At 47.9% G+C, this 17,995-nt stretch carries 16 protein-coding genes; 1 reads left to right on the plus strand and 15 read right to left on the minus strand.

Annotated features, from left to right (window positions below; translation table 11 throughout):
• From ABID29_RS03385 to miaA, 6 genes are all read right to left on the minus strand, one after another.
• Positions 1-1,743, minus strand: a complete 1,743-nt coding sequence (locus tag ABID29_RS03385) for an ABC transporter ATP-binding protein (RefSeq protein WP_354364406.1) — start codon at positions 1,741-1,743, stop codon at positions 1-3.
• 228 nt (positions 1,744-1,971) lie between these two features.
• Complete coding sequence (locus tag ABID29_RS03390) at positions 1,972-2,727, minus strand: SDR family NAD(P)-dependent oxidoreductase (protein WP_354364407.1); 756 nt, start codon at positions 2,725-2,727, stop codon at positions 1,972-1,974.
• Positions 2,724-3,653, minus strand: a complete 930-nt coding sequence (gene rnz, locus ABID29_RS03395; RefSeq protein ID WP_354364409.1) for a ribonuclease Z — start codon at positions 3,651-3,653, stop codon at positions 2,724-2,726. Before rnz ends, ABID29_RS03390 begins: the two co-directional genes overlap by 4 nt.
• Before the next feature lie 10 nt (positions 3,654-3,663).
• Positions 3,664-4,314 carry a cystathionine beta-lyase gene (locus ABID29_RS03400; protein ID WP_354364411.1) on the minus strand — a complete coding sequence of 217 codons (651 nt, stop codon included), beginning with the start codon at positions 4,312-4,314 and terminating at the stop codon, positions 3,664-3,666.
• A complete protein-coding gene (gene hflX / locus ABID29_RS03405) occupies positions 4,307-5,545 on the minus strand; it encodes a GTPase HflX (protein WP_354364413.1) in 1,239 nt (412 codons plus the stop codon). The genes ABID29_RS03400 and hflX overlap by 8 nt, the downstream gene beginning before the upstream one ends.
• A complete protein-coding gene (miaA, locus tag ABID29_RS03410) occupies positions 5,538-6,446 on the minus strand; it encodes a tRNA (adenosine(37)-N6)-dimethylallyltransferase MiaA (protein WP_354364415.1) in 909 nt (302 codons plus the stop codon). The genes hflX and miaA overlap by 8 nt, the downstream gene beginning before the upstream one ends.
• Before the next feature lie 124 nt (positions 6,447-6,570).
• Between miaA and ABID29_RS03415 the strand changes: the two genes are divergently transcribed.
• Entirely contained in the window at positions 6,571-6,744 is a 174-nt protein-coding gene (locus tag ABID29_RS03415) for a DUF3042 family protein (protein WP_354364416.1), read from the plus strand.
• A 324-nt stretch (positions 6,745-7,068) separates the two neighbouring features.
• Here the strand turns inward: ABID29_RS03415 and ABID29_RS03420 are convergent, their stop codons facing one another.
• The 9 genes from ABID29_RS03420 to ABID29_RS03460 all read right to left on the minus strand — a co-directional run.
• Entirely contained in the window at positions 7,069-8,883 is a 1,815-nt protein-coding gene (locus ABID29_RS03420; protein WP_354364418.1) for a glycoside hydrolase family 3 protein, read from the minus strand.
• Between the two features lie 10 nt (positions 8,884-8,893).
• Entirely contained in the window at positions 8,894-9,634 is a 741-nt protein-coding gene (locus ABID29_RS03425) for an HAD family hydrolase (RefSeq protein WP_354364428.1), read from the minus strand.
• A gap of 78 nt (positions 9,635-9,712) precedes the next feature.
• Positions 9,713-11,248 (minus strand): beta-glucuronidase, encoded by a 1,536-nt coding sequence (locus tag ABID29_RS03430; RefSeq protein ID WP_354364419.1) that lies wholly within the window; start codon positions 11,246-11,248, stop codon positions 9,713-9,715.
• Positions 11,249-11,365: 117 nt separating this feature from the next.
• Positions 11,366-12,205: an SDR family oxidoreductase gene (locus ABID29_RS03435; protein WP_354364420.1), complete on the minus strand. Its 840-nt coding sequence runs from the start codon at positions 12,203-12,205 to the stop codon at positions 11,366-11,368.
• Between the two features lie 173 nt (positions 12,206-12,378).
• Positions 12,379-13,473 carry a mannonate dehydratase gene (locus tag ABID29_RS03440; protein ID WP_354364421.1) on the minus strand — a complete coding sequence of 365 codons (1,095 nt, stop codon included), beginning with the start codon at positions 13,471-13,473 and terminating at the stop codon, positions 12,379-12,381.
• Positions 13,474-13,491: 18 nt separating this feature from the next.
• Complete coding sequence (uxaC, locus tag ABID29_RS03445) at positions 13,492-14,892, minus strand: glucuronate isomerase (RefSeq protein WP_354364422.1); 1,401 nt, start codon at positions 14,890-14,892, stop codon at positions 13,492-13,494.
• 1 nt (position 14,893) lies between these two features.
• Positions 14,894-15,514 carry a bifunctional 4-hydroxy-2-oxoglutarate aldolase/2-dehydro-3-deoxy-phosphogluconate aldolase gene (gene eda / locus ABID29_RS03450; protein ID WP_354364423.1) on the minus strand — a complete coding sequence of 207 codons (621 nt, stop codon included), beginning with the start codon at positions 15,512-15,514 and terminating at the stop codon, positions 14,894-14,896.
• A 194-nt stretch (positions 15,515-15,708) separates the two neighbouring features.
• The gene (locus ABID29_RS03455; RefSeq protein ID WP_354364424.1) at positions 15,709-17,166 is read right to left on the minus strand and encodes an MFS transporter; all 1,458 of its coding nucleotides are present in this window, start codon (positions 17,164-17,166) and stop codon (positions 15,709-15,711) included.
• A gap of 346 nt (positions 17,167-17,512) precedes the next feature.
• Positions 17,513-17,995 (minus strand): IS630 family transposase (locus ABID29_RS03460; RefSeq protein ID WP_354364426.1); only part of this gene is annotated, 483 nt, incomplete at its 5' end.

The following is a 17,995-nucleotide window of genomic DNA, read 5'->3' on the forward strand; positions in this document are numbered from 1 at the left end:
TTAGGCGTCTCCTTCCGTCAGTGATTGATGATTGAGCTGGCTCTCCGCAATTTCACGGTAGATGGCATTGGTGGCCATCAGCTCCTCATGGGTTCCACGGCCGACGATTTCTCCTTCGTTGAGAACGATAATCTGGTCCGCATTCATAATGGTCCCTACCCGTTGGGCAACGATGAGGACGGTCGCCTCCCCTGTCACTTCTTTCAGGCGACGGCGAAGCTCCGCATCAGTCTTGTAATCCAGGGCTGAGAAGCTATCATCAAAGATATAGATATCAGGCTTTTTGACCACCGCACGCGCAATGGACAAGCGCTGCTTCTGGCCGCCAGACAGGTTGCTGCCACCTTCTGCCAGGTGATGCTCATAGCCTTTTTCGGTCGATTTGACAAAATTTTCCGCCTGCGAAACCGCAACTGCCTGGTCCAGCTCGGGCAGACTGGCATCTTCCTTTCCATAGCGCAGGTTGTCTCCGATTGTCCCGGTGAAGAGGAGGGCCTTCTGCGGGATAAACCCAATCTTGCTGCGCAGGGCCTTCAAATTATAATCCCTCACATCCACCCCATCGATCAGAATCCGACCTAGCGTGATGTCATAAAACCGTGGAATCAATTGAACCAAGGAAGATTTCCCTGACCCGGTTGACCCAATAAAGGCAACGGTTTCTCCCGGCTTGGCCTCAAAGCTAATCTTGTGCAGGACAGGACTCTCTGTCTCACCCGGGTAAGCAAAGGTCACATTGTCAAATTCCAGATAGCCTTTGGTCTCTGTCTCGGTGATCCCTCCTTCGTTAGGATCGATGGAAATCGGCATATCCATCACTTCCTGCAAACGCTTGGCTGATACGGCCATTCTCGGATACATGGTAAAGAGATTGGCAAAAAGCAAGAAGGAAAAGAGGGCATGGAAGGCATACTCAATAAAGGCAACCAAATTACCAACCTGCAAGTCGCCACGGCTGATCGGTGGCAGGGCAAACCAAACAATAGCCACAATCATGACGATAATCAGTTGGACAAAAAGAGGTTCCCCAAGTCCTGTCAGACGAAAGAGCTTGCTAGACGTTTCTGCGTAGGTTTCATTGGCCTGACCAAAGCGTTCTTCCTGGAATTCCTCTCGGGCGAAGGCTCGAATCACGCGCAAGCCTGTCAAGTTCTCACGGACATACTGGTTAATCTTATCGAGTGTCTGCTGTTGCTTTTCAGACAAGGGACCTGTCTTATGGGCAATATACCACACCACAAGGACCAGAAAAGGCAGGCAACTGGCTACAATCCACCCCAAAAATGGACTGGACAGGATGATCATGACCATGGAAGACACCATCATCAAGGGAGTGATGACCCCCATCCTGAGTGCCTGTTCCGCAAAGGTCATGAGTACAAAGGCATCACCTGTGATCCGAGTCACCAAGGAAGATACCCCGATCTGCTCATACTCATGGTGAGAGTAGGTCTGCAACTTCTCGTAAAGATCTATCCGCATATCTCGGATCATGCTGGTGGTCATTTTACTGGACGCATAGATGAGCACCACCCGGCCCAGGGCACCCAATAAGATAATCACCAGCATCACAAGGGCCCAGTAATAAAGCTTGTCAGCTTGATTCTGGGTCAATCCCTCATCAATCATCCGAGCCAAAACAGTTGGCAGGCCCAAGTTGACCATGACAAACATCAGGGCCCCAAAGATATTGAGAAGCAATAACTTGGGATGCCGTTTCAAATAAGACCAAATATAACGCATGTCTCCTCCTTTATCAGCAGTCATTTCCTCAACCCCAAACAGCCCTTCTCTACTAGGTCCTCTTAAATGCTCACACAGCTTTAGAGCGTAAAAAGACCAAGCCTGGAAACATTCCTAAGCTCAGTTGAAGGAAAGACAGCTTTTCAGTTGTTTCTAGTGTAACGCAATTTAAACGTGCAGGCAAGTTCTTTTCATGGTTTTCTTTCTGAAAACGTTTCAAAGTTCCCCTTACTTGTAGTTAAACACCTTCCTCGCCAAATAATCCCCAATCCTTGGAAATAGGGTATAGAGGCCATGGGCCAGCTTAAGTGAAAAGGGCAAAGTCAGGTCACGTTTATTGCGCCCTAGGATCTGGACAATCCGAGCAGCCACCTGATCAGGTTCTAGCACATAGCGCTCAACCCGTTTGAGGTAGGTCCCTGTCGGATCAGCCTGGTCGAAGAAACCTGTCCGAATCGGACCTGGATTGACCGTGGTCACGTAGACACCCGAGTCAGCCAATTCCAAGCGCAGTGCGCTAGAAAAGCCTGTCACAGCGAACTTAGCTGCGCTGTAGACGCTGGCCTTGCTGGTCGCCATCAGGCCTAGAACACTGGCAATATTAACAATGTGCCCCTTCCTGACCTCCTTCATTCGCTGGCCAATCAGGCGTGACAGTTGCATGAGGGCGAAGACGTCCACCTCAAACATGCTTCTGACGTCCCCATCATTCACTTGATCAAAGGCCTTAAAATCACCATAACCTGCATTGTTAATCAGGATGTCTATCTTGACGCCTGCTTGGTCTAGTTGAGCCACCATCTGGTCAATGGCCTCGGGGTCTGTCAGATCAACTGCAAGCAGTTTGGTCTTGGGTCTCAGACCATACAAGGCAGAAAGCTTGGTCAGGCTTCGCCCTGTTAAAATGAGCTCATCCTCTGGCAGAAGCCTCACGATTGCTTGAGCCAGGCCACCTGTCGCTCCTGTTATCAGAATCGTTCTCATAGGTCATACTCCTCCAAGTCATTAACCACCCAAACCTTTTCAAAGACCTGACTGGCCTCCTGGCGGAGTTGCTTGACGTCACGGGATAGGAAGCGCGGAGAGATATGGTTGAGAAAAAGACGCTTGACACCTGCTTCTTTGGCCACCTGAGCTGCCTGAACATTAGTCGAGTGCCCATGTTTTTTGGCAATGGCTTGATCATCCTTGCCGTAAGTCGCCTCGTGCACCAAGACATCCGCATTGACCGCTAGGCGCACACTGCTGGCCGTCTTACGCGTATCCCCTAGGATGGTCACAACCTTGCCAGGCTTTGGTGGCGACACATAGTCGCTGGCAAGGATCTCTCGTCCATCTGGCAGGGTGATATTGTTTCCATTTTTGATTTGGCCAAACAAGGGACCAAAGGGCACACCAGCTGCCTTTAAACCTTCTGCGTCCAAGGTGCCTTCCAAATCTTTTTGAACCACGCGGTAGCCGACACAAAAAACTGTATGGTCCAACTTGTCTGCAAACACCTTAAATTTTTCATTTTCCATGATCAATTCCTGACAAACCTCTCCGAATTCATGAAAATGAATCCTATAGGGCAGACGCGTCCCTGAGACCTTCAGGCTGTTGAGGACAAAGGACTTGATGCCAAACGGCCCATAAATCTCCAAATCCGTCTGCTCTTCATTGGCCTGGAAGGAACGGCTGGCCAGGAAACCTGGCAGGCCAAAAATGTGATCACCATGTAGGTGGGTGATGAAAATCTTAGCGACCTTGCGAGGGCGAATAGTGGTTTCTAAAATCCGATTTTGCGTCCCTTCACCGCAGTCAAAGAGCCAAATCTCATTGATTTCATCCAGGAGCTTGAGGGCTAGACTGGAGACGTTGCGCATTTTAGAAGGCTGACCAGCTGAGGTGCCTAAAAATTGAATTTGCATGGTAATCTTATCATCTACTTTCTATCAAATATAAAACAAACTGTCTCTGGGAATAAGCATAATAGACCTTTTGAGCCGGAAAATGTCCCGCAAGTTCTAAAATTTCTTCCAAATTGAAACTGGATAGTTTAAGGACTCCATTTTCCAAGCGATGAAGACTGGAAAGAAGGGCTCTCGGATGATCCAAGTTAACTGCTTCTGATTTCAGACCTTCATAGGTTAGAGGAAATAACTTAATCAGTCCTTCTTCTTGAGCCATTTGGTACTGTGGAAAAATCTGGGCTAATTCAAAGATTAAGGACCCTGTAACTAGCTCTTCCTCTTCTGAAAAAACGAGACCGACACCATCAACATTCTCATAACAAAAACCGTAAGATTTCCCAGAAAGATTGAGTCGGATAAAAGGAGTTCGCTCTTGGAAGCTAGGTGCATCTTGAAAAAGGTTCAAGGCTTTACTGAGTTCAAAAAAGTATTGAGTCGCCGCTTGAGGGCCTTCCTTATCATAAAGTTCCGCAAAATAAGCATTGATCACACTAGGCGGAGGAGTGATAAAGAGTCGCTTCTCCTCATCAGAGAGTCTAGACAAAACCTGGCTTAAATAAACCCGATCCAAACTGGTAAACCCGCCATAGGTCAAGGCTAGGCTTATCCAATCAGTCATAAAACACCTCCAGACGCCAGCGATTGCCAGGTAGGATATAACCTGAAATCTGTTCCCCTGCTTCCGTCAATTCACGCGCCTCTATGAGGGCGAACTGGGACAGGTCATGGAGCAAGTAGGATTTTGAGAAAGGGACTAGCAGGTTGAAGGACTCAGATAAGTCCTTGATTTTTTGCTGAATCGCTGCTTGCAAGTCCTGCTTGGCACTAGGAGATTTGGCCGACAGCATGACATGAGGGGTCAGGGTCGGAACAAAATCCTCGACCAGGTCCGCCTTATTGTAGAGGGTCAGGCGTGGAATGTCCAACATCTCCAAGTCTTCCAAAATCCCTAAAACCACTTCTTCTTGTCTGGCATGGTCAGGATCAGAAGCATCGATGACGTGCAAAAGTAAATCCACGTAACGACTCTCTTCCAAGGTTGATTTAAAGCTCGAAACTAACTCGGTTGGCAAGTCCTGAATGAAGCCTACCGTGTCTGTCAGAGTGATCTGAAAGTGATCCGCCAGCTGGACCTGCTTGGTGGTCGCATCCAAGGTTGCAAAGAGTTCGTCCGCCTCATACTGCTCCTTAGGACTGAGCACATTCATGATGGTTGACTTGCCAGCATTGGTGTAGCCGATGAGACCGACCTTAAACACACCTGAAGACAGGCGCTTCTCCCTGATCCGTGTCCGCGTCTTCTCGACAGTCTTAAGCTGGCGTTCAATGTCGTGGATCTGATTGCGGATGGAACGCCGATTCAGCTCCAGCTGACTCTCACCAGGCCCCCGACTCCCAATTCCCCCAGCCTGACGGCTGAGCATAATTCCCTGACCAACCAGGCGTGGGAGCATGTATTTCAGCTGGGCCAGATGGACCTGGAGTTTCCCTTCATGGCTGCGCGCCCGCAAGGCAAAGATATCCAAAATCAGCTGCATCCGATCGATGACCTTAACCCCTAGAACGGCTTCTAAATTGCTATTTTGGCGAGGGGTCAAGCGGTTGTTGACGATAACGGTATCGATCTCTTCTGCCTCTACCCAGTCAGCAATCTCATCTAGCTTTCCTGAGCCGACAAAGGTCTTGCTGTCATAGCGGTCCCTCTTTTGCACCAGGCTTCCTCTGATTTCTGCACCAGCCGTTTGGGCCAGACTTTCCAGCTCCTGCATGGACATGTCAAAGTGTTCCGACTCCTGCAAGTCAACCCCGACCAGAAGAACCCGTTCTTGTTCTTTTTTCGTTTCAATCATGGCTACTCCCCCTTGCTTCATCGGCTAAAAATCTTTCCACCGCCTCATAAATTCGCTCCTTAAAATCAGCAGTTCCAACTTCATAAAAAGGCGCCTGCATGCGGTTTTTAAACCAGGTTAACTGTCTTTTAGCAAAGCGGCGACTGTTTTGCTTGAGCTGATCAAGGGCTTCTTCCAGCGAACTATCGCCTGCAAAATAAGGAAAGAGCTCCTTGTAACCAATGCCCCGCGTTGCCTGGACCGTTGGGTGATGCTGATACAGCCACTCCGCCTCGGCCAGGAGCCCCTGCTCCACCATCCGATCGACCCGCTGGTTGATTCGCTCGTAAAGCCGCTCTCGCTCATCGGTCAAGCCGATCAAGAGGTAATCGTAAGGTGGCTCGGCATTGGTCAAATCCTTGCCAAATCGGGCCAATTCCAAGGCACGAATGGCCCTTCTTCTGCTAAATTGGTCCAACTGCACCGACTCCTTTTCTAAAAGCGCTAGTAAAGAAACGTCGATTTCTTGTTCCAGAAGAGCTCGATAAGCTAACACTTGGGCCTGATCAACCTCCCCACCGAGATGATACCCTTCTAGCAAACTTTGTAAGTAAAGCCCTGTCCCACCTACGATAAAGGGAATCTTACCAGAGCGATCAATCGCCTCAATAGCCTGTTTGGCCTCTTGGCAAAACTCATAGGCCGAGTAAGTCTGTGTCACCTCACGGACATCAATCAAGTGATGCTTGGCTGCAGCTTGTTCTTCACTAGTCGCCTTGGCTGTTCCTATATCCAGTCCGCGATAGACCTGCTGACTGTCTCCTGAGATAATTTCCCCACCATAACGCTGGGCCAAATCAATCCCCAGAGCCGTTTTTCCAACAGCTGTCGGCCCTAAAATAACTATTACCTTTTTTTTCATCTTTTTCCTTGAAAATTAACCATTTTTTCGCTATTATTTATTATAACACAAGATGTAGGTCATTCAAACGTCCGTTCACTAGAACTGGTCAAATGACTTTCATCCAAACGAAAGGAGAATCCTCATGGCTAAAAATAGTTTTGTCAAAGGTCTTGCAGCAGGTGTCGCTGGTACAGTTGCAGCTGTGGCTGGGGCTGTCTACACATTTAACAAAAAAGTGATTCAACCCGAAGAAGAAAAAGCAGCCTTCATCGAAGAAAACCGTAAGAAAGCAGCTCGTCGTCGCGTATCACGCTAAGTAAGAGCCTCCCTCAACCATCAGCATAGCTGGTGGTTTTTTTGTTCAGCTTCAGTACATTTTTCCCTATACACATGCCCCCCAAAAAACAAATACAGGACAGATCCATCCTGTCTACACGCTGTAAATCATACCATATCTTTGTGATACTTCGTCACCTTTTTAAGTCCAAGTCCCCTAAAATAAGTACAGCTACGTTTCAAGTCAATTCCTGGTAAGACGAACAAAAATCGAATAGCACACCAAAACAAAATCCTCCACAGGTTAGATGTTCTGCGGAGGATTTTTGGATTAACTGTATTTTATAAAGGAGGTTTTGAAAGGTTAATTTTTAGGTCTTGTTGGTACAGTCGGTTTTCGCCAAATCTGGGTATCTATCAGACCGCAGAACGCGTCAACTGGCGAGACGCCTGTAAATTCAGATTCACCAGCCAACTTGGCAACCAAGGCTTCAATAGTGCTTGGCAGGCCATCGTAAGCGTTGATGTAGGTCCCTACCTGTGGCATGTCTGCCAGTGCAAATGGGTGCTGAACGGATACCACAATCGTTGGTACTTCATGGACATAGAAGGGTTGGTCTGGTGTTCCTTTAGCAGCAGGCCAGATAATCCGTTGGGTGGTTCCCCCAGAATTCACATCAACCAGATTGATGATCAGATCATAATTGTCCGTAATCTGAGCAATCGGACGTTTGGAGGCATAGACGTTTTGAATAGCCGCAGGGCGTTCCGCTTCTGGGAGTTTTTTGATGCGTTCTTCGGTGTTCTCCCAGATAGAAACCTCATGCCCCCGTGCTTCTAATAAATCTTTCAGCGTATCTGAGGCGCGTTTCTTGCCGGAGTTGATCAGGGCGCCAAAGCCACCCTTGTAGCCATCAACCTCAACCAGCAAAATCCGCTTGTAGCGTTCTGGCGTCACTGGGAAAATGCCTTCTTCTTTGGCCTTGACCAGCGTGATGGCCTGGTCTGCTACTTCTGCGGCAATTCCTGCTGCCTCATCGGTCGCAATAAGCTTCAGGGCTTCCTCCTTAGGTCGCATGATTGCCTCGCGACGGCCTTCAAAAGTATGGAGACCTAACTTGGCTTTTAGGCCCAGGGTACGACGGAGGGCGTCGTGCAAACGTTCGTCTGAGAGGAGGCCGTTTTCGTAACCTTCCTTCATCCACTGCAAGTCTTCGTCTGGGTCATTGAAGAAGAGGAAGAGGTCACAGCCTGCCTCAATAGCTGTCGGTAACAACTCGCGTCTTGGCATAGAAGCTGTCATGGCAACCATATGCGAGGCATCAGTCACGATAGCCCCGTTGTAGCCCAACTCCCCACGCAAGAGCTCATCCAGCAAGGTTTTATTGAGCGAGGCTGGCAACATCTCATCCAAATCACGGTCTGGGTACATTTCCTTCTCAACATTTGGAAGATGGATGTGCCCTGCCATGATACCAGGTAAACCAGCCTCAGCCATTTCCCCATAGATGCGCCCAAAGGTCTCCATCCACTCTGACTTATTCATCGGGTTTGAGGCGTAAGACAAGTGATGGTCACGTTCATCAATCCCATCTCCAGGAAAATGTTTAGCAAAAGGAATGATCCCATGCTGCATGATGCCACGCATGTATTCTTTGGAAAGTTCAATGACTTGGTCAACATCAGCCCCCCAAGTACGGTTGGCGATGATGGGGTTGCGCCAGTTGCGACTCAAATCCATAATCGGCGCAAACGATGCATTGCAGCCGACTGCTGAGGCTTCTAGACCAGCAATCCGTCCCAGCTCATAGGCATATTTAGGGTCATTGGTGGCTGCAATTTTGACCTCGTCACCAATCTTAGTCCCATCTGTCACAGCTCCATTGCCCCCTGACTCGGTGTTGGCTGCAATCAGTAACGGGATTTTTGACTTGGTTTGGAGAATGTAGTTCTGTTCCCAGATATCTGCTGCTGGTCCAGGCGCATAGCGGACAGCTCCAATTTTATAATCATCGAGCACCCCAGTCAGGTATTCTTCTGTCCGAAGGCTTCCCATATTGACAAAGAGCTGACCAATTTTCTCCTCCAAGGTCATGTTCGCAATGGTTTCTTCCAACCAGGCGATGGCCTGATCATCCAAGTTATAAGGTTTTTTTCTTAAATCGACTAAGTTTGTCATATCAATATCCTCAATCTAAGTTTTTCCAAAAACGTTCTTTATAAGCGGCTTCATCGTACTGACCAGCCATAAAGTTTTCCGCCTCAGCCAGCATCAAATCTGACCAAGATTTAGCTTCTTCTCCCACGATAATCGGGTAGAAGGCTACGCCATTTTGCTCAGCTGCATGGCAATCCCCTGGGGAATCGCCGATCATCAGAATCTGGCTTGGAGAGTCAACCTGATCAAGCAACTGGGCCAAGACATCTTCCTTCTTGCCACGGTCTTGGCAATAAAGGTCTGTCACATAAGGCATCAAGCCTTGGTCCTGCCACTCTTCTTCTACCGCTTCGCGGTTGGCGGAACTGACCACATAGACCTGCCCCAGCTGGCTGAGTTTTTTCAGCCCTTCTCTGGCATTGGGAAAAGCGAGTGCCTCACCCTCGTAAGCTTTGATATGGCGATTGACATCATTGGACCAGGCTAGGGCCTTTTCTAAATCAGCGGACGCCTCTTTGGCTATCGCCTTTTCCAGAGAAGCATTAGAAAGTGAATCTGTGGTTTCAGCCCAATGGACCAAGGCATCAATATCTGCTACACCTGCTGCCTGCAGAGCCATAACCAAGCCCGTAAAGCGGTTGACCCCGCGCGTCCTAGAATAGAGATTGAGCTTTTCCCAGTCTTTTTGAAACTGATCAGCATCTGCAATCGGGAAATGCTTGCTAATCAAGGGCCCAAAGAAGAGCTCGTGCTTATAGGTCATGGTATCCATGGCACAACCATCCGAATCCACACAGAAAAGATAGGTTATTTGTCTTGTCACAGTGTTCTCCTTGTTCACATGATCAGGCTAGTCAGCATCCAGCAGGATAAAGGCACAGCTAGTTGGCGGCAATTCCAATTCTCCCGCTTCTTGTCTGACTGCCGAGAGGTCTGGTAAGGTGTCATTGGAGGTCAAGACCAGAGGCTGACCATTTAAAGTCATAACAGATGACCTCAGATTCCCTTGTTCAGGTGCTAGCAGATAGAGATCTGCTAAAGTCGGTAAGGTCACTTTAGTTGATGCTGTCTCGGAGGTATTGATGACGAGATAGGCATACCCTGGCTTGCCATCTTGACGGGAATGAACAAAGACATGAGCACCTTGGCGAATAGCTTCTCCACTGGCAAAGACCTGCTGTCCCATCAAGCGATTCCAGAGAAGTACGGCAAAGTAATTTGGTCGTGGCGTAAAGACCACCCGTTCTAAGAAGCCGTAATCCGAAGCGGCTAGGGTATTGTGGAAAATAACCCCCTTGGTCAGACTGGCAAAGGTCCCCAACTCATTGAGCGTCCGTGGGACATCCAGATATGTCGAAGCCCAGGTATTGCCACCACCACCAGCGTCACCAGACTCCGTCACCCACATCTCTGCCCCAGGTACAAAGCGATCTCGTAGCGGCAAGTAGGTCTGGCAAAAATGACCAGCAACGGCGAGGTAATCCTCCGATAGAGCCTCCTCAGCCGACCAGTGACCGTTTGGTAAGACTGGTGCTAAACGTTCTGATACCCCATTATAATAGTGGTATGAAAAGACGTCTAACCCCTCTTTAGTCCCCTCTAAGAGGTCCTCACAGTTAGCTACTTCACCGACTAGTTGTTCCACACCACCTGTCCCTGTCGTGTCTGGTTTGCCAAAGACAATGTTATCCCCACCTGTGGTGCTTGGACCAACCCTGAGACAATCCGGGTAGTGCTCACCTAACCAGGCAAAGAAGAGGTCATGGTCTCGGCGGTAGTGGGCCGCTGTATAGCCCTTTGGAAAACCAGTCTCTTCCATCATGTTGGGCTCATTGGTAAATTCCACCGCCTCAATCGGCACCCCATAACTCTGACTAAGAGCAAAAATCTGCTCCGCTTGCTCAGGATGCCAGGGCTCGTCCGCCGAATGAAGCCCTGGACAGTTCGCCAAGGATATCATAAGATGGCCCCCAACAGCCTTGACAAAGTCCAAGACTCCCAGCCACTGCTCCTTGGTCAGGAGATTGAGATAGCCCTCAGGCACCTGACCACCAGCTCTGCCATCAAAATCATAATAAGTCTTGGTCGCCCAGGTTCCTGACACGCGAATCCAAGCTTCGCCCAATTCCTTGGCTAAATAGCGGAGCTTCTCATTAGACAGGTCAATCGGATCATAATACTGCATCAAATCCTTATACATGGCTGTGATGCCTTCACCTGATGGCTCTACATAAAAGTCCTTGGTTCCTGCAATTTCCTCAGGCGAATAAGCCTTCCAGAAGGTCCCACCTGTCACCTCAGCAAACTCAATATTGTAAGATACCAAGAGCGGATTAGTCTCATGAAGAGCTTTTAAACCTTTTGATTGTAAGTGTAACTGTTCCATACCTTTCGTCCTTTCTCATATGGGCTCAGATTAGCCAGTAGCCACTGCTTCGGCTGTATTGATAAGCCTTGAAGGACTGCCCAGCCAACCTTCGATATTATGCGATATTCACAAGCCTCATACTCCAGAATAAGCGGAGAAGCCACCGTCAATCGGAAGGACAACCCCATTCACAAAGCTGGCTAGGTTTTCATCCGCCAAGAAGAAGACCCCACCAACCAGTTCTTCTGATTCTCCAAAACGTCCCATCGGTGTATTGGTCAAGATTTTATTAGCCCGAGCAGTCGGTTGACCGTCTTCCCCAAAGAGAAGGCCACGGTTTTGGTTGGTCACCAAGAAGCCCGGCGCAATGGCATTGCAACGAATGCCGACTTTTGAAAAGTGGACCGCCAACCACTGGGTGAAGTTGGAGATCGCCGCCTTCGCACCTGAATAAGCAGGGATTTTTGTCAGCGGAGTGAAGGCGTTCATACTTGAAATATTGATAATATTAGCGCCTGGACGACCAGCCATATCTTTGGCAAAGACTTGGGTCGGCAAAAGCGTTCCCAGATAGTTCAGGTTGAAGACAAACTCAATGCCCGCCTGATCCAAGTCAAAGAAGGTTTTGGTGCCTTCTGGCAGGTCTAACTCGTGGAACTCATTGTCTGTTGTTGCTTTAGGATTGTTGCCGCCTGCACCGTTGATCAAAATATCGGTTTCTCCCAAATCAGCTAAAACAGCTTCACGCACCGCTTCCAAATTAGCCTTATCTAGCACATTGGCCTTATAGGCTTTGGCGACGCCTCCTTCTGCCACAATCTCATCCGCAAACACCTGAGCAGCTTCTTGGTTGAGGTCTAAAAGCGCGACCTTGGCGCCAGCCTTGGCAAATTCCTTAGCCAAATAGCCACAAAGAACGCCACCTGCACCTGTGACCACCACAACTTTATTCTTAAACTCAATAACTTTCGACATGATTTTCTCCAATCTTTCTCTTTAACAAGCAAGGTTAGCTAAGCAAGCCTAACCCTCTCGCCATACGGCATCCTCAAAGGATGGACCGCTTCTCTTTCTAAATCAGGAGTTCTAGCTCCTTACCCTTACTGGACCTGGGTCTGATCGCAGCCTCTAGGGTAAGTTGTAGACCACTACTTATCTCCGACTGTTTTGGCCTTGATTCCAAAGTCTGGCGTCTTGCCTGCTGCTCTCATATTGGCTTCATAGAGGCCGTTAAAATAGGTCGCCCCTAGCGCACGGTCATAAAGGCCATAGCCAGGTGTCTTGGTCTGATCCCCCCAGATGCGGCGACCGTGGTCTGGACGAAGCGCCCCTTGCCAGTCGTAATCGACGAGGAGCTTGACCACCGCGTTCATGTCAATGTCTCCAGCTGAGGACAAGTGTGCGGTCTCTTGGAAACCCCAATCCCCAGCCGTCACATTGCGGGTATGCATGAAGTTAACCCGGTTGCGTTTTAAGGCATACTCATGGATAGCCAAGACATCATTGGCTGGATCAGAGGCGTAGGACCCCACACACATGGTAATGCCATTGTACTCGGAATCATAAAGGTCTAAGAAACGCTCCACAGCCTTGAGTCCAGTGATGATCCGTGGCAGACCAAAGATGCCATAAGGCGGGTCATCTGGGTGAATGGCCATCTTCACACCAGCCGCTTCCGCTGTTGGTAGAATCGCCTTGATAAAGTACTCCAAATTCTCCCAGAGGTCTTCTTCTGAGATATTCTCACGGTAATTTTCAATGATGGCCTTCATCTCTTCTTTCGAGTAGGACGAATCCCAGCCTGGCAAATTCAAATCATCCGCAACGGGATCAACCCCGTCCAAATCTGTCTTCAAGAAGGCTAATGAGGTGCTGCCATCTGGCAGTGGGTGGTTGAGGTCAGACCGTGTCCAGTCAAAGACGGGCATAAAATTGTAGCAGACCACTGGAATCCCTGCCTTGCCGACATTGGTAATGGAGGTCTTGTAGTTTTCAATCAGTTCATCACGATTGGGTTTGCCCTGCTTGATGTCTTCATGGACAGGGATGGACTCAATAACAGTAATTTCCAAGCCAGCAGCTTCGACCAGTTTTTTCAGTTCTAAAATATTTTCCAGGGGCCAGGCTTGACCAACTGGCACATCATAAACAGCAGTGACAATCCCTTGCATACCAGGAATCGCTTTGATTTCTTCAAGGGTGACAGGATCTTTTTTCCCGTACCAGCGAAAGGACATTTTCATGAGTGATACTCCTTAAATTTAATTGCTAAAAAAGGTTTCGGCATTCGTGTAACAAATCCCTTCAATAAGTGGGGTGAGCAAGTCTTGATCCGCAGGGATTTCCTCATTATCCACCCATTTTCCGATAAAGCTTGCCAAAATACGTCTGAAATAATCGTGGCGTTGGAAGGACATAAAGCTCCGCGAATCGGTCAGCATGCCAATAAAATTAGCCAAAAGACCTTGTTCGGCATAATGGATCATCTGATCCAACATTCCTGTCTTGGTATCGTTAAACCACCAGCCTGCGCCAAACTGTAGCTGGCTTTTCGTTCCGGATTCATTGGCCTGGAAATTGGCTAGTGTGTTGGCCAAGACCGTGTTATAGGTTGGGTTGAGGGTGTACCAGATCATTTTTGGCAATTTATCCTCTTTAGATAAGGCATCTAGGAAGCGGTTCAAGTGATCTGCCAAAGCAACCTGATCGCCCATAGAATCAAAGCCGCTGTCAGCCCCAAGTCTTTCATAAAGGCGACTATGGCTATTGCGAACTGCGCCAAAGTGGACCTGGGTTACCAGACCGTGCTTGTGATAGAGCTTGCACAACTCTAAGAAGATGCCTGACTGCCATTGCGCTTTCTCCACTTCTGTCAAGCTTTGACCTGCCAAAGCCTTTGTCAGAATAGCCTTTAAGTGCTCTGGGCTTGTCTCCAGAAATTGCACAGCTCCAAAGCTGATATCCGATGCCCGACAGCCTTGGCTAGCAAAGTAAGCGATTCGCTGGTCAAGCGCCTCCACCAAATCATCCAAACCATTAATTGCCTGACCAGTTTTATCCGCAAGAGCTTGGATAAATTTAGGGAAATTGGCATGTGCTACAAACACTTCATCTGGCCGGAAGGTTGGCGCAACAGTCACATCTATCGTTTCGTCTGCTGCAATCTTTTGGTGCCACTCCAAATCGTCTAGCGGATGGTCCGTCGTTCCGACAAAGCGCACCTTAGATAAGGCCAACAAGGATCTAGGACTAATCTGCCCACCTGACAGAATCGTATTCAGGCGCTTGTATAGGCTTTCCCAATTTTCAGCCCTAATGATCTCATCGATGCCGAAAACAGTTTTTAACTCCAGATGGCTCCAATGATAGAGCGGATTGCCAAATGCTCGGCTAACGGTCTCAATCCAGGCACGGAACTTTTCCGCCTTAGGCGCAGAGCCTGTGATCAGTTCTTCTGATACCCCGTTTGCCCGCATCAGACGCCACTTGTAATGGTCTCCATCCAGCCATAAGTCCACGATGTTGTCATAAGGCTTGTCCTCAAAAATGGCTTTAGGATCTAGATGGCAATGAAAATCGTAAATGGGCATGTCCTTGGCAATCGCATAGAGCTCTTTAGCAGCCTGACCACGCAACATAAAGTCTTGATCGTTAAAAACCATCTTACCCCTCCACTGCGGCCATAAAGGCCTTGGCAAACGCTGTGACACTGCTGTAGCCTTCTGTTGCCACCTTAGCACTGAGCGCTGATCCAACACCTACTGCACAAGCACCAGCAGCCTTCCAAGCAGCCACATTCTCAACCGACACACCGCCAGACGGCATCAAATCTACCTCTGGAATCGGCCCATGGATATCCTTGATAAAGCCAGGTCCCAGGCTACCACCAGGGAAGAGTTTAATAATCGGACACCCAGCCTCCATCGCTGTCACAATCTCAGTCGCTGTTGCACAACCTGGGAAATAGAGGTTATCTGCTTCTTTGGCAATCGTTTGAATCTCAGCAGAGAAATGAGGGCTGACCAGAAACTGAGCACCAGCAGCGATGGCTTCACGCGCCAGGTCCGTCGTCATCACTGTTCCAGCCCCAATCACGACGGTATCATCTGATGAATATTCGTCTACGAGGGTCTTGATCACACGACTCGCATCGGGCGTTGAATAGGTAACTTCGATATTTTTGATGCCACCCACAATAGCATGACGCGCTATCTCCAGGGCATCCTCCGCCGTTTTTCCACGGATAACAGCAAAAGCATAATTGTCTTTTAAACGTTCTAACATATGATCTCCTTTTCATCCCTTAAAATAGAAAACGATTTCTTTAATATTATTCTATCACTCATCAGATGATTTTTCAAGTGTTTTAGGTGTTTCTCGGATTATTTTTAAAAATATCCAAGAATTCATCAGATTACTTTCTTTAAATAAGTGACAATGAAGGAGCTTTTGGTCAATCCGCTAGCTCCCTCATCACTTTAGTCTGCTTGCTCTGCTTTAATACGAGCAATTTCTCCTTGAATTTCAACCATTTTTTCCTTGGTCAACGGGTAAAACTTCATGGCAACAATATTGCAGATATTGCCTAGAACCATCATACCAAACACTAAGAAAAGGCCAATAAATTTCAATTCTGGACTAAATGGCGTATCAACGGTAGGCAATTGCTCTGTAAAGCCGATCGTACTACAGAGAACACCGACAATCGTTGTCGCAAATGATGACACTATCTTATCCACTGACGAGAAGAGCGTTCCCATAAGTCCCGGCACATAACGCCCTGAGCGATAAACTTCGTAGTCTGCACAGTCTGCCGTCATCGGAATCACCATGGTTCCCGCTAAAGACCGGAAGCCACTTTCCAATATCCAAAGGAAGAGGAAAGCAATGGTAAAGAAGGTCAACCCGCTAAAGCCTTCCATCCCTGGGAAGCTCAAGGTCTTAGGATCTGCCAGATAAAAGAGAGCAAAGAGAGCCGCGTTGGTCAAGATGCCACCCCATGAACCAAGTAACAGCGCTTTTTTCTGCCCCATACGCGTCGCCACAAAACGAACCCCAAGAATCATAATCAAAATCGTAGGAATAGTCGTATAGCCGGCAACTGCCCCTTGAAGGCCATAATTGCCAGCAACAATGGCATAGAGGATCACTAGAACGGTCGCATTAGACTTGATTTGCATGGCAATCTTGTCCGTTGAAGCTGCAAAGACTAACATTTGAATGCCACGATTGTTTTTCAGTACTTCCCAGTAGTCCTTGAAGGTCACCTTAATAGGCTTACCTGTCCCAAAATACTCGTGCCTATCCTTACTAGCTACCCCTAGAACCGCTAACCAGGTAAAGAGAAAGGCTGTTGGCGCAATATAAAACCAATACTCCTGGAACATTTCAACGGTAAAACCGCCATACTTAGGGACCAAGACATTGGAGACCAAAACAGGCAAGGAAGCAAACATGATGGTGTTGTAAATGCCGTCATAAATCCCGAAAGTCGGCCGTTGCTCAGGATCGTTAGTCAAGGCAGTCTGAGCGGACTTCGTCACCACGGTTTGGAAGGTATAGCCGATAATGTAGAGGGCGTAGATGGCAATGAAGTATGGCAAACGTGCCGCCTCAGGCAACTTGTGGGTCGTAAAAACCAACAAGAATGTCGTCAAGGTCAGGATAAGGTTCCCAACAATCATAAAGGGACGATTTTTCCCAAATTTACCATCGGTTTTATCGACAAAATAACCAATAAGAGGGTCTGTCACAGCGTCCCATATTCTCATCCCCATGATGATACTAGAAGCCAATACAACCCCTACTCCAACATAGCCTGTCATGTAATAGGCAATAAAGTTCATAAAGAATAGCCAAAGGTTGGTTGAGGTGTTATTGAGGGCGAAGAGGGCAATCTGCCAAGGCTTGGCGCGATGAATACCAGTTGTTTGCATCTGAAACTCCTTTAAATAAATCGTCTTTGTTCCAGGCTTCCGATAGCTTTATCCTAGTCTGAAAACTCCATTTTGGGGCAAGTTCTAACTCAATCCTCACTTACCCTAGAGGACTGGGCTATGATTAAGTAAACGTTTTCTTATGTTTCTATTTTAATATTCATCAGATGAATTGTCAAGATTGTTTTGGTTTTTTCTTAAAAATTAGATAAATAAGTCAAAAATCATCAGATAAATACTCTGGCATATACACTTTTTAATGCTTTATAGTATTTTGAGTTGTAGCCCTTGTTTTTTTGATCTAGCTGGATTGCCTTCTAAGGCCCATTTTCATACTGATTCAAAATCAAAAATAGATATTGGCGGTCCATCGCCTATTAACAATTGACTTCAATACCGACCAATGCAAGCCCTGAATGACTTCTTGGAGCTTATCAATCACCTCTTCCAAGGTCTTAAATGCCTTATTTTTAAACCCACGTTTACGAATCTCAGCCCAGACTTGCTCAATTGGATTCATCTCAGGCGTATACGGTGGGATAAAGGCAAATTCGATATTGGTTGGTATTTCTAATGCTCTAGATTTGTGCCAAATGGCATTGTCCATTACTAAAACAATATAGTCATTAGGGTAAGCTAAGGACAGCTGCTTTAAGAACTCATTCATCCATGCCGTATGACAAGCGCCCGCGATAAGAAAAAATGACTCGCCAGTATGAGCATCTACGGCGCCATAACAATAGCGGTATTCCCTGATATGGTGGCTGTGTACGACAGGACGGGTTCCTTTTGGTGCCCAGCATTTCCCCAATTTACTAATCCGTCCAAA

Source organism: Streptococcus rupicaprae (assembly GCF_040545225.1).
Lineage (GTDB): Bacteria > Bacillota > Bacilli > Lactobacillales > Streptococcaceae > Streptococcus > Streptococcus rupicaprae.